This window comes from Arthrobacter sp. AOP36-A1-22, assembly GCF_052377615.1.
GTDB lineage: Bacteria > Actinomycetota > Actinomycetes > Actinomycetales > Micrococcaceae > Arthrobacter_H.
Map to the genome: position 1 here is coordinate 191,626 of NZ_JBQSWX010000003.1, position 13,206 is coordinate 204,831.

At 65.9% G+C, this 13,206-nt stretch carries 9 protein-coding genes; 4 read left to right on the top strand and 5 right to left on the bottom strand.

What is annotated here, in order from left to right; all coding sequences use genetic code 11:
* Positions 1-9 precede the first annotated feature (9 nt).
* The gene (locus tag ACT3S2_RS03485) at positions 10-2,115 is read right to left on the bottom strand and encodes a DNA gyrase/topoisomerase IV subunit B (protein ID WP_444554040.1); all 2,106 of its coding nucleotides are present in this window, start codon (positions 2,113-2,115) and stop codon (positions 10-12) included.
* Between the two features lie 241 nt (positions 2,116-2,356).
* Between ACT3S2_RS03485 and ACT3S2_RS03490 the strand changes: the two genes are divergently transcribed.
* Entirely contained in the window at positions 2,357-2,584 is a 228-nt protein-coding gene (locus tag ACT3S2_RS03490) for a DUF7455 domain-containing protein (protein ID WP_086999860.1), read from the top strand.
* A 224-nt stretch (positions 2,585-2,808) separates the two neighbouring features.
* On the opposite strand, the gene ACT3S2_RS03495 is transcribed toward ACT3S2_RS03490, so the two are convergent.
* From ACT3S2_RS03495 to ACT3S2_RS03510, 4 genes are all read right to left on the bottom strand, one after another.
* On the bottom strand, positions 2,809-4,071 hold the full coding sequence (locus tag ACT3S2_RS03495; protein ID WP_444554041.1) for an RNA polymerase sigma factor: 1,263 nt from the start codon (positions 4,069-4,071) through the stop codon (positions 2,809-2,811).
* 248 nt (positions 4,072-4,319) lie between these two features.
* Positions 4,320-5,462, bottom strand: a complete 1,143-nt coding sequence (locus tag ACT3S2_RS03500; protein WP_444554042.1) for a DUF4192 domain-containing protein — start codon at positions 5,460-5,462, stop codon at positions 4,320-4,322.
* A 116-nt stretch (positions 5,463-5,578) separates the two neighbouring features.
* Positions 5,579-6,853, bottom strand: a complete 1,275-nt coding sequence (locus tag ACT3S2_RS03505) for an MFS transporter (protein WP_444554056.1) — start codon at positions 6,851-6,853, stop codon at positions 5,579-5,581.
* 68 nt (positions 6,854-6,921) lie between these two features.
* Positions 6,922-7,857 (bottom strand): PAC2 family protein, encoded by a 936-nt coding sequence (locus ACT3S2_RS03510; RefSeq protein WP_444554043.1) that lies wholly within the window; start codon positions 7,855-7,857, stop codon positions 6,922-6,924.
* 229 nt (positions 7,858-8,086) lie between these two features.
* Between ACT3S2_RS03510 and ACT3S2_RS03515 the strand changes: the two genes are divergently transcribed.
* The 3 genes from ACT3S2_RS03515 to sucB all read left to right on the top strand — a co-directional run bounded on the left by ACT3S2_RS03515 (position 8,087) and on the right by sucB (position 13,078).
* Positions 8,087-9,598: a leucyl aminopeptidase gene (locus tag ACT3S2_RS03515; RefSeq protein ID WP_444554044.1), complete on the top strand. Its 1,512-nt coding sequence runs from the start codon at positions 8,087-8,089 to the stop codon at positions 9,596-9,598.
* A 205-nt stretch (positions 9,599-9,803) separates the two neighbouring features.
* A complete protein-coding gene (gene lpdA, locus ACT3S2_RS03520; protein ID WP_444554045.1) occupies positions 9,804-11,183 on the top strand; it encodes a dihydrolipoyl dehydrogenase in 1,380 nt (459 codons plus the stop codon).
* 146 nt (positions 11,184-11,329) lie between these two features.
* A complete protein-coding gene (gene sucB, locus ACT3S2_RS03525) occupies positions 11,330-13,078 on the top strand; it encodes a 2-oxoglutarate dehydrogenase, E2 component, dihydrolipoamide succinyltransferase (RefSeq protein WP_444561238.1) in 1,749 nt (582 codons plus the stop codon).
* The last annotated feature ends 128 nt before the right edge of the window (positions 13,079-13,206 follow it).

Here is a 13,206-nt window from a genome sequence, read left to right on the forward strand (position 1 = left end):
TGGCGCCGATCAGGCGTCGATGTTCTCCATGTCGAGGCGTTCCGCGCCGGCAATGATGAACTCCTTGCGCGGCGCCACATCACTGCCCATCAGCAGATCGAAGACCTGCTCGGCCCGCTCCGCGTCGGCGATGTTCACCCGGCGTAGCATGCGGTGGCGCGGATCCATCGTCGTTTCGGCCAACTGCTCGGCATCCATCTCACCCAGACCCTTATAACGCTGGATGGGTTCCTTGTACTTCTTGCCCTTAGCCTCGAGCTGGGCCAGAACCGTGTGGAGCTCGTTCTCCGAATACGTGTAGAGCATCTCATTGGGCTTGGTCCCGGAGTGGATGACCTCCACGCGGTGCAGCGGCGGCACCGCGGCATAGACCCTGCCATGCTCGACCATCGGGCGCATGTACCGGAAGAACAAGGTCAGCAGCAAGGTACGGATGTGGGCGCCGTCGACATCGGCATCGGTCATCAGGACGACCTTGCCGTACCGGGCGGCGGAGATATCGAAACTCCTCCCGGATCCGGCCCCCACGACCTGGATCAGGGCCGCACATTCGGCGTTGGAGAGCATGTCCCCCACCGAGGCCTTCTGGACGTTGAGGATCTTGCCCCGGATGGGGAGCAGGGCCTGGAAGTCCGAGGAGCGGGCCAGTTTGGCGGTGCCGAGCGCCGAATCGCCCTCGACGATGAACAGTTCGGAACGCCCCACGTCATCACTGCGGCAATCAGCCAGTTTCGTCGGCAACGACGAGGTCTCCAACGCGCTCTTGCGCCGCTGGGTCTCCTTGTGGACCCGGGCCGAGATCCGGGACTTCATCTCGTTGACGACCTTCTCCAACACGGCCCCGGACTGCTGCTTATCGGCCCGCGCCGAGGAGGTTAGCCGTGCCCCGAGTTGCTTTTCCACGACCCGGGAAACGATCTGGCGCACCGCCGAGGTCCCCAGGATCTCCTTCGTTTGCCCCTCGAACTGGGGTTCGGCCAGACGCACGGTCAAGACGGCCGTCATCCCCGCGGTCACATCGTCCTTCTCGATCTTGTCGTTACCGGCCTTCAGCTTGCGGGCGTTGGACTCGATCACCTTGCGGAAGGTCTTCAGCAGGGCCTGCTCGAACCCGGTCTGGTGGGTGCCGCCCTTGGGCGTGGCGATGATGTTCACGAAGGAACGCACCGTGGTGTCGTAGCCGATTCCCCAACGCAGGGCGACATCGACCTCGCAGGAGCGTTCGACCTCCATGACTTTGCTGTGTCCGGCGTCGTCGAGCACGGGCACCGTTTCCTTGAAGCTCCCGCTGCCTTGGATGCGCCAGATGTCGGTGACGGCCGGATCGTTGGCCAGGTAGTCGACGAATTCCGAGATGCCGCCGTCGTGATGGAACACCTCCTGGATCGGCCCGTCCTCACCGGCGGTTCCCGCGAGCTTGCGTTCATCGCGCAGGGTCAGCCGCAGGCCCGGCACCAGGAACGCCGTCTGACGGGCGCGCGCCTCGAGTTCCTCGTAGGAGAACTTGGCGTCGGAGATGAAGATCTGTTCGTCCGCCCAGTAGCGGATGCGGGTTCCGGTGACCCCGCGCTTGGCCTTGCCCACGACGTCGAGTTCGGAGTTTTCCACGAACGGTTCGAAAGGTGCTTCAGGCCTGGGTTTCCCGGTGTCCTTGAAACGTCCCGGCTCCCCGCGGCGGAATTGCATCTGATAGGTCTTCCCGCCACGGTCCACCTGGACATCCAGACGTCCGGACAGGGCGTTGACCACGCTGGCACCCACGCCGTGGAGGCCGCCGGAGGCGGTGTAGGAGCCGCCACCGAACTTTCCGCCGGCGTGGAGTTTGGTGAAGACGACTTCGACGCCGGTCAGCCCGGTCTTGGGTTCGACGTCCACGGGAATGCCCCGGCCATCGTCATGGATCTCAACTGAACCGTCCGCGTGGAGCACGATGGTGATGCTCTGGCCGAATCCGCCCAACGCCTCGTCCACGGAGTTGTCGATGATCTCCCAGAGGCAATGCATGAGGCCCCGCGAATCGGTGGAGCCGACATACATGCCCGGACGTTTGCGGACCGCTTCGAGGCCTTCGAGCACGGAGAGGTGGCGTGCGTTGTACTGAGAACTCGGTGCCACGGGGAACGTGCTCCTTGTTGACGATGGAATGGGGACCAATTCCACGGTAGTCCCCGCCTCCGGCATTTCACGGTTCCCGCGCCGTTGCTGCTTTTCGACGGTCGATCAGGGCGTGTTCCACGACACGCCCATGCCTCCAATACCCCCCGAACGCTACGCGGTGAGCGAAAGTCGAGTCATGACGGGATGAATCACCGCCGTAACTGGTTGTATTGGGTACACGAGATCTAAGGAGGTCACCATGACGCCAACATCAGTGGCAACACGCGGACTGTCCGCACTCGACCGCTGCGACCGCTGCGGAGCACAGGCCTATGTGCGGGCGGTTCTTCAGACCTCTGGCGGAGAGCTGCTCTTCTGCGGCCACCACGCACGCGACGTCGAGGCCAAGCTGCGGCCCATGACCGCCGAGTGGCAGGACGAAACCGACAAACTTCATGAAAAGCCGGTCTACGACGACGAGGACTGATCCTCGATCGACAGGCCCCTTGGGGGCCTGAAGACTGCTGAAGCGGGAACCGTGAACACACGGTTCCCGCTTTTTGTCTGCGCTGATTCGTTTCGGCGCGCGCCCCTTGTCATGGGGCAGCACCCCACCGCCTGCGAGGAAGCGCCCCTGGAAACACCACAGGCCGGCACCCCGTGGCAGGGGTGCCGGCCTGTGGCTCCGGGTCGGCTCGCCGACGCTCCGGTCTAGTCCAGGTAGTCCCGCAGGACCTGCGACCGGGACGGGTGGCGCAGCTTGGACATCGTCTTGGACTCGATCTGACGGATCCGCTCCCGCGTGACGCCATAGACCTTGCCGATTTCATCCAGCGTCTTCGGCTGGCCATCGGTCAGCCCGAAACGCATCGCCACCACGCCGGCTTCGCGCTCGGACAATGTGTCCAGCACGGAGTGCAGCTGTTCCTGCAGGAGCGTGAAGCTCACGGCATCGGCCGGGACCACGGCTTCGGAGTCCTCGATGAGGTCCCCGAACTCGGAGTCGCCGTCCTCGCCCAACGGGGTATGCAGGGAAATCGGTTCACGACCGTACTTCTGGACCTCGACGACCTTCTCGGGGGTCATATCGAGTTCCTTGGCCAACTCATCAGGAGTCGGTTCGCGCCCGAGGTCCTGCAGCATCTGACGCTGGACGCGGGCCAACTTGTTGATGACCTCAACCATGTGGACCGGGATGCGGATGGTCCGCGCCTGGTCTGCCATGGCACGGGTGATCGCCTGACGGATCCACCAGGTGGCATAGGTCGAGAACTTGAAGCCCTTGGTGTAGTCGAATTTCTCGACCGCACGGATCAGCCCCAGGTTGCCTTCCTGGATCAGGTCCAGGAAGAGCATGCCACGACCGGTGTAGCGCTTGGCCAGCGAGACGACCAGGCGCAGGTTGGCTTCGAGCAAGTGGTTCTTGGCGATCTTGCCGTCATGGACCACCTGTTCCAGGTCCCAGCGCAGGCGCTTGGGCAGGTCGTCGCCGGCCTTGAGCTTCTCGGTGGCGTAGAGACCCGCCTCGATCCGCAGGGCGAGGTCCACTTCCTGTTCGGCATTGAGCAGGGCGACCTTGCCGATCTGCTTCAGGTAGTCCTTCACCGGGTCGGCGGTCGCACCGGCGACCAACACCTGCTGCTGCGGGGCATCGTCGTCATCGCTGGTGATGATGAAACCGCGCGCCTCGTCTTCGCGGGCTGCCGGATCGGCGGGGGCCCCCGATTTTTCACTGTCGGGCTTGGCTGTTACCTCGCCCTCCTCCTCGGCCTCCGGCTCCGCCGCCACCGGTTCGGTGGGCTCGGCTGCTGCCTGGGCCGCCTTCTTGGCCTTGTTCTTGGCGCGCGTCTGAGCGGCCTTCTGCTGAGGCGTCAACTCATCCGTCTCATCGGCTGTATCCACTGCACCCGCTGCGGCTGCGGGCTTCTTGCCCCGGCTGGTGGTGGCCTGAGAGCTTGATTTGGAAGCTGGCACGAATAACCTTTCTCACGGATCGACCGCGGCGCCACCTGACGGGTAACACCACTATGACCCTGTCAAGTCCGGGTTCCGCCACATGGGCGGATCCGAATGAAGGGTCCAGTGGGTGCAACGCCTGCATTCGGCCTTTTGTTCCCGTCTCCGAAAGTGGACGACGGGCGGGACAGTGGCTACCGTCCCCAAGGACACGGACCCAACCGGGTCTGCGGTTAATAGTGTCTCACGTTTCGAGCCCACGCTCGTCATTGGCCGGCCTCGAGACAGCCCGCCCAGGCGGTTTCCCGGTTGGTGGCCCACCGGGGCAACCGCCCCCGGGAAAGGAAGGCGTCCAGCAAGGCGGCCAAACGGTAATCGGGCTCCTCCGAGCGGCAGGTGGCAATGAGGGCATGGGCCCCGCTGCTGTGCCCCTTGGCCCATTCAACCCAGCCCAGGATGCACAGCAGGGCCCACCGGTCCCGCCCCCTTGCCGCCGGTAGTATTCCCCGGCCCACCTCCCATAGGTGCTCCAGGCCCTCCCAGTGGGGCGCCTGGTCCGAGTTGCCCAACATGAATTCACCCAGTTCACGCAACTCGACGTTGGCCCGGGCGTTGCGCAGCCTGCCCACCAGGGCGTTCCGCGCCGCGGTTCCCGAACTTCCGGCGGCGAACGGCAGTGCGTCCCGCACCAGATCGGTCCCCAGGGATGCCAACAGTGCCCCGGTGTCCGAGGGGTTCGACTTCAATTCGGCCACCAGCCCCCGGGGCTCCTGGTCCAGGGCCGCACACCATCGTTCAAGGCCGCGCAGGGATTCCCGCCACCCGCCGCCGGCACTGCGGTGTTCTTCAACCACCTCACGCACCGCCTCCAGCCCGGGCCACGAAGCTGTCCCCGTCCCGTCCCACGGTTGGGACACGGGGCTGCTCCCCCGCAGGACCATGTCCAGATGTGTCTCCGAAAGCAGGACGGATTCGATCGGCCGCCCCGACGTAGGACAGCAGTCCGGTTCCGCGCAGAAGTAGGACCACCAGCGTCCGCAGCCGACCAGCCAGGCATCAGGGATCCGGTATCCGCGGCGCTGAAGCTGCGTGGCCACCACATCGGTGAAATCCCGGTACGGGAGCATCTTTCCGTCCGCATGGGCCAGTTCCGAATACACCACCAGGCAGGCGCCATCCGCCTCGGGGGCCGCCCGCAGATAGTCGGCCAGCTGCCGGGTGAATGCCCGCGCCGCCATCATGCCGGGGCCCGGGGCCGGGAGGTCCACCCGCAGCGTGGCTTCCAAGGCTTTATCCCGCATGATCAGCACCACCAGGCTTTCGCGCGGATGGAATCCGAGCAGATGGGGTACGAGCGAGATGACGCCTTCGGCGTCACTGACGGAGAGTTGTCCCGGTGAGCTGTTCATAACCCCACCGTGTCCCCTGCCGTGCGTGGCGTCCGAGGCTGGGCCGTTGACTTGTGGAGCAACCGGCCCCGACGGCGCCGGGCAGCTCCCGGTGAGGGGTCCGTGGCAGCTGCCGTTCAGATGCGGGGCCGCCGGCCGCGGCGCCACCGCCGTTCCGAGAAGGCCTGCCGGAGGGGGACGACCACCACCCCGTGATGGGCCAAATCGTCCCGGGCCTTGCGGCGGGTGACGAGGATGCCGATGGCGCCCGCCGCCAGGGGGATGAATTGGAACGCCATCGCCCAACGGAAGGCATCGAGGTTGTAGAGATCCCCCCGGCCGCCCGCGGCCGCGAACTGCAGGTCGAGGATGAGCCCGATGAAATACACGCTGATCAGCGCCGCGGTGAATCCGCCGACATTGACGATGCCCGTGGCGGTTCCGATGCTCTGAGGGGTGTTGAAGGTCCGGGCGAAATCAAAGCCGATCATCGATCCCGGTCCACCGATCGCCAGCAGGGTCAACAACACGACCAGCAGGCTCAGCGGTGCCGGTCCGGGCCAGAGCAGGACGGTGGCCCACGCAGCCGAGATCAGGATGATGATCCCCAACGCCAACGTCGACCGCCGCAGGGGATGCCGCGCCACGATGGCCCCGAACAACGGCCCGAAAACCAGCGAGACCAGGACGAAGATCGTCATCAGTCCCGACGCCGCGGCCGGCTCCAGGCCCTGACCGGAGACCAGGAAGGGGTACCCCCAGGCGAGCAGGAAGACGTTGGAGGTGAATTGCAGGCCGAAGTGCGTCCAAAACCCCAACCGTGTCCCCGGCTGGCGCCAGGCCTCCCCCAGGACGGCCAAGGATTTCGGAGCGGGTCCGGGGGGCAGCGGCGCGCTTCCGGCCGGCTGGTCCCGCACGACGGCCAGGGAGAGGACGAAAGCCAGGACGCACAGCGCGGCCAGTGAGAGGAACGAGGTCGTCCATCCGGCCCAATGCAGCAGGGCCACGAAGGGCACCAGGCTGAGCAGTTGCCCCAACTGGCCGACCATGCCGGTGAACTGGGTGAGCATCGGGACGCGATAGCCCGGAAACCAGGCCGAGATGAGGCGGATGACCGATACGAAGGTCATCGCATCGCCGGCGCCCACGAAGAAGCGCCCGACCAATCCTGCGGGAACGGAGGTGGCCAGGGCCAGCAACATCTGTCCCACGCCCATCAGGACGGCACCGAAGATGATGAGCCGCCGTGAACCGAACTTGTCGATCAGCATGCCCACCGGGATCTGCAAACCGGCATAGACCACGAGCTGGACGACACTGAACATCCCCAGGATCGAGGCACTGGCATCGAACCGGGTCGTTGCTTCCAGCCCGGCGACACCGAAGCTGGTCCGTTGGGTGACGGCAACCATGTAGGCGAAGACACCGATCCCCCAGACCCACCAGGCGGGCCCGGAGGCGGCCCTGACCCTGAGGGCGGTCACTGACCGCTTTCGTCGGGGTCGCCCTTGGCTGCTTCCGAGGAGAGGAAGGCTTCCGCCGCCGTCCCCAGGTCTTCGCCATCGGGAACGGCCTCGTCGGCCGTCAGGAGCAGCGAACGCCGTTCGGCCTCGGGCTCATGGGCGTCAAAACGCTTCTCGAAATTGGCGACCATCCGCTGGACGTCCGGGGCGTCGGCGACCTGCTCGGCGATCTGTCCTTCGACCTTCCGCGCCGCTTCGCGCAGATCGTCCGAGGGCAATCCCAGCCCCAGGGCGGCCCCCAGGAATTCCAGCGCAGCCACTGCTGCCTGGGGGTATTCCGAATCGGCCAGGTAATGCGGAATGTGCAGGTCGTACCCCACGACGTCGCGGCCATCCGCGTCCAGGCGCATTTCCACCAGATGGGCTGCCGCCGCGGGAATCTGGGCGGAGGGGTTCCACGTCGAGATGCCTTGCCCGAAATCGGGGCGGTTCCCGTGCACCGTGACTCCGATGCGCCGGGTGTGCGGTACGGGCAGGGGCGCCGCGCCGATCCCGGCAGCCAACGAGACATTCAGGCCACGGGCCAGCAACACGACGGCGGCGGCGAACCGCTCCCATTGGAAATCCGGTTCCGATCCGGTCAGGAAGAGGAAGTCGGTGCCCAGCCCATCCGTGAGCCGGTGCAGTTCGATCACGGGCGCCGCATAGTCGGTGAAATGGTCGGCGGCCAGGGAGATCTGCGGGCGTCGTTCGCGGTAGTTGACCAATTGGTCGGCATCGAAGGAGGCGATGAGCTCGGAATCGAGCTTACCCAGCAGTTCCCGACGGATTTGTTGACTGACCTGCCCTGCGTCGGCATGGCCCGCGAGGGAGACCAGCATGCCCAGTCCTTGGAGACGCACGTCATCGACGACCTCGTCGTCGTACCTGACGAGGGACAAGGGATCAAGCATGGTGTCTCCTTCCAGGGACTCGAGCATGCACCTTCCGGTTCAACACACGGGGCCTCGGATTCCTTCCCGGCCCGGGCACCATTCTATCGGTTGGACCCACCAGGTCGGCCCATCACGACGCCGGTGGACCCCGGCACCATCGGGCAGCGATACGATCAAGGGGAACGCAACATCTACTTCACATACCAACCGCAGCCCTGGTGGGCGGCTGCATTAAGGATCCCGACCCGTGATCAACGCCAGCGAATTGAAGCTGACCGCCGTTTCCCCCGACGTGCGGCGGGTGGCGGCCAACGCCGTCGTCATCGCCATCGCCCAGGGCAAGGACGGCCCCCGGCTGCTCGACGCACCCCTGCCGAAGGCAGAGGCCTCCGCCCTCCAGGACTCACTGCCCGCCCTGGGCGCCACCGGAGCGGCCGATGAAGTCCTCCGGCTCCCGGCCACCGGTTCGCTGAAGGCCGAAGTCCTGGTCCTGACCGGCGTCGGGACCGTCGAAGGCGAGACCCCCGAACCGGAGGCGCTGCGTCGCGCCGCCGGTGCGGCCGCCCGCCAGCTCAAGGGCCACGCCAAGGTGGTCTTCGCCCTACCGACCCCCACCGTCGAATCGGCCACGGCCGTCGCCGAAGGTGTCGCCCTGGGTGCCTACGCCTTCTCCAACCACCTCTCCAAGGCTCCGGAGAAGACGCCATTGACCGAGGGCATCATCGCCACCGCTGCGTCGGCCGATAAGACCCTGCCGGCCGCATTGCGCCGGGCCGCCATCGTCGGTCGCTCCGTGCGCGGCGTGCGCGATCTGGTCAACACCTCCCCCAGCGACCTCTTCCCCGAATCCTTCGCGACGGAGGCGCGCAGCGCCGTGAAGTCGCTGCCGATCAAGGTCACCGTCTACGACGAGAAGCGCCTGGAAAAGGACGGGTACGGCGGGATCATGGGCGTCGGCAAGGGCTCTTCGCGCCAGCCGCGCCTGGTCAAGCTGGAGTACTCCCCGGCCAAGGCCCGCCGCCACCTCGCCTTCGTCGGCAAGGGAATCACCTTCGACACCGGCGGCATCTCGTTGAAGCCGGCAGCGAACATGCACTTCATGAAGTCGGATATGGCCGGGGCAGCCACCGTGCTGGGAAGCATGCTCGCCATCGCCGAGCTCCAACTGCCGTTGCGCGCGACCGCCTGGCTCTGCCTGGCGGAGAACATGCCCGGCGGCCACGCCGCCCGTCCCGGCGACGTCTTCACCATGTTCGGCGGCAAGACCGTGGAGAACCTGAACACGGACGCCGAAGGTCGCCTGGTGATGGCCGACGGACTGGTGGCTGCCAGCGCCGAAAAGCCCGACGTCATCATCGACATCGCCACGCTCACCGGCGCACAGTTGATCTCGTTGGGTCGCCGCACCAGCGGCATCATGGGTGACAGCGGTGTCCGCGATGCACTGGTCAGTGCCGCAGGGACCTCCGGGGAATCCGCCTGGGGCATGCCCATGCCCGAAGAGCTCCGGGCCTCCCTGGATTCGACCGTCGCCGATCTGGCCAATGCCGGTGAACGCAACGGCGGGATGATGACCGCCGCCGCGTTCCTGCAGGAGTTCGTCGGTGAGGTCGATGGCCGGAAGATCCCCTGGGCACATATCGACATCGCCGGCCCCTCATATAACGACGTCGCCCCCTATGGTTACGTCCCCAAGAACGGGACCGGATCCGGTCTGCGCACCCTGGTCACCTACGCGGAGGCACTGGCAGCACGGTAGTTTCCGAAGCGGCGGTCCATGAGACCGGTCACCCACCCACGATCGGCCGGTCACGGTTTGTGGATGATCGGCCATGGTCCGCGCTAAGGTGAACCCTGAAAGAATAGTAGGCAGTGCCTCTCCGGCCCCGAGGTCGGACAGGCAGAACACATGGAACGAGCCCCCACACCGTGGGGCATGATCTCACTCGCGAGGGAGCGTCAACGTGGCCGAATCGGCAACAACGCAAGAATTCGATGTACTCATCCTTGGTGGCGGCAGCGCCGGCTACTCGGCCGCATTGCGCGCCATCCAGCTCGGCTTCACCGTCGGCCTGGTGGAAAAGGCAAAGCTCGGTGGCACGTGCCTGCACACCGGGTGCATCCCGACCAAGGCGTACCTGCACTCGGCCGAACTGGCCGACAACGCCCGCGAAGGCGCCAAGTACGGCATCAACACCACGTTGGATTCCATCGACATGGGCGCGGTCCGCCAGTACAAGGACGGCATCGTCGCCGGCAAGTACAAGGGACTGGCCGGCCTGCTGAAGATGAAGAAGGTCAACGTCATCGAGGGCAACGGCCGCCTGGTGTCCCAGGACACCATCGATGTGGACGGGGTCGCCTACAAGGGCAAGAACATCATCCTGGCCACCGGCTCCACCACCAAGACCATGGGGCTGGAGATCGGCGGCCGAGTGCTCACCAGCACCGAAGCGCTCGCCATGGAAACCCTGCCCCAGAGCGCCATCGTCCTCGGCGGCGGCGTCATCGGCGTGGAGTTCGCTTCCGTCTGGAAGTCCTTCGGCGTCGACGTCACCATCGTGGAGGGCCTGCCGTCGCTGGTCCCGAACGAGGATCCCTCGATCGTCAAGGGCCTGGAGCGTGCCTTCAAGAAGCGCGGCATCAAGTCCAAGACCGGCGTCTTCTTCGAGAAGGTCGAGCAGAACGACGACGGGGTCAAGGTCGCACTGGCCGACGGCACCGACCTCGAGGCGGACATCGTCCTGGTGGCCGTGGGCCGTGGCCCGGTCACCGAGGGCCTCGGCTTCGAGGAGCAGGGCCTGACCATGGATCGCGGCTTCGTCATCACCGACGAACGCCAGCACACCGGTGTCGGCAACATCTACGCCATCGGCGACATCGTTCCCGGTCTGCAGCTGGCCCACCGCGGCTACCAGCACGGGATCTTCGTGGCCGAGGAGATCGCCGGCAAGAACCCGGTCATCGTCGAGGACATCAACATCCCGAAGGTGACCTACTGCGAACCGGAAATTGCGTCCGTGGGCTACACCGAGCCCAAGGCCAAGGAAAAGTACGGCGACGACCAGGTCGAGATCCAGGAATACAACCTCGCCGGCAACGGCAAGTCCTCCATCCTGGGGACCGCGGGCATCATCAAGATGGTGCGCGTCAAGGACGGCCCGATCGTCGGTGTGCACGGCATCGGCAGCCGGATCGGCGAGCAGGTCGGCGAAGCGCAGCTGATCGTGAACTGGGAGGCCTACCCCGAGGACGTGGCCCAGCTGGTCCACGCACACCCGACCCAGAACGAGGCCATGGGCGAGACCGCCCTGGCCATGGCCGGGAAGCCACTTCACGGTTAAGCACGGGTATGACGTGCACGGTGGGCCGATCTTACGCGGGTCGGCCCACCGTGCACTAAGCTCGACGCAAGCCGAACACCGGCCGCTTCGCCCTCGTTGCCGGCCGTCCAAGTCAAGAGATATAGCTTTAGGAGAACGGGGACACCATGTCTGAAACCGTGAACTTGCCCGCACTCGGTGAGAGTGTCACCGAAGGCACTGTGACGCGCTGGCTCAAGCAGGTCGGCGATAGCGTCGAGGTCGACGAGCCACTACTGGAGGTCTCCACCGACAAGGTCGATACCGAGGTCCCCTCGCCGATCTCCGGTGTGATCGAAGAAATCCTCGTCCCCGAGGACGAGACGGCCGATGTCGGCGCCCCGCTGGTGCGCATCGGCGACGGATCCGGATCCGGATCCTCCGAAGAGGCACCGGCCGCCGAGGAAGCCCCGGCAGAAGAGGCCCCCGCCCAGGAGTCCGCTCCCGCAGCCGAGGAGTCCTCCTCCAGCGAGGCCCCCGCTGCTTCCGATGATTCCGGCGAACGGGCCGATGTCACGCTTCCCGCCCTCGGCGAAAGCGTCACCGAAGGCACCGTCACCCGCTGGCTCAAGCAGGTCGGCGACGAGGTCGAGGTCGACGAGCCGCTGCTCGAGGTCTCCACCGACAAGGTCGACACCGAGATTCCTTCACCCGTCGCCGGCACCCTGCTGGAGATCAAGGTGAACGAAGACGACACCGCCGAGGTCGGATCCGTGCTGGCCGTCATTGGTTCCGGGTCGGCTCCGGCCCAGGAGGCCCCGAAGGCCGAAGCGCCCAAGGAAGAAGCACCGAAGCAGGAAGCCCCGAAGGCCGAAGCGCCCAAGGAAGAAGCACCGAAGCAGGAAGCCCCGAAGGCCGAAGCGCCCAAGCAGGAGGCACCGAAGCAGGAAGCTCCGAAGGCCGAGGCCCCGAAGCCCGTTTCGACGCCGGCCCCCGCCGGAGGCAACGACGGCTACGTGACCCCGCTGGTCCGTCGTCTGGCTTCGCAGAACGAGATCAATCTGTCGACCGTCACCGGCACCGGTGTCGGCGGCCGCATCCGCAAGCAGGATGTCCTGGACGCCGTCGAGGCCAAGAAGTCCGCTGCTCCGGCAGCACCGACAGCCGGCTCGGGCTCCGCACCGAAGGCTCCTGCCGCCGTCGTCCCCTCCTCGCTGCGAGGGAAGACGGAGAAGGCACCCCGCATCCGCCAGGTCATCGCCCAGCGGATGCGCGAGTCGCTGGAGACGTCCACCCAGCTCACCCAGGTCCACGAGGTCGACATGACCCGCGTGGCCAAGTTGCGCACCTCGGCCAAGGCACAGTTCCAGGCCGTCAACGGCACCAAGCTGACGTACCTGCCCTTCATCGCCAAGGCCGTTGCCGAGGCGCTCAAGCAGCACCCGAAGCTCAACGCCGAATACGACGAGGGCAAACAGGAGATCACCTACCACGACGCCGAGCACCTGGCGATCGCAGTGGATACCGAAAAGGGTCTCCTCGTTCCCGTCATCAACAACGCCGGTGATCTGAACCTGGCCGGCGTTGCCAGCCGCATCGATGATGTCGCCAAGCGCACCCGCGACAACAAGATCGGCCCGGATGAGCTCTCCGGTGGCACGTTCTCGATCACCAACATCGGGTCGGTCGGCGCGTTGTTCGATACTCCGATCATCAACCAGCCGCAGGTGGCCATCCTCGGCACCGGAGCCATCGTCAAGCGTCCCATGGTCGTCACGGGCACCGATGGCGATGACACCATCGCCATCCGCCACATGATGTACCTGTCGCTGACCTACGACCACCGTCTAGTCGACGGCGCGGATGCCGGACGCTTCCTGCAGACGCTGCGCGCCCGGCTGGAAGAAGGCGCCTTCGAGGCCGACCTCGGTCTGTAGCAACGCCTCCCGGACCAGCATAGGTGTCCGGCGGTGAACGACGACGGCTGGTGCCCCTCCTCGGGAGGGACGCCAGCCGTCGTCGTTGATGCAGGAGTCCGCGGTTTCGACACGCTGTCGAAACCACC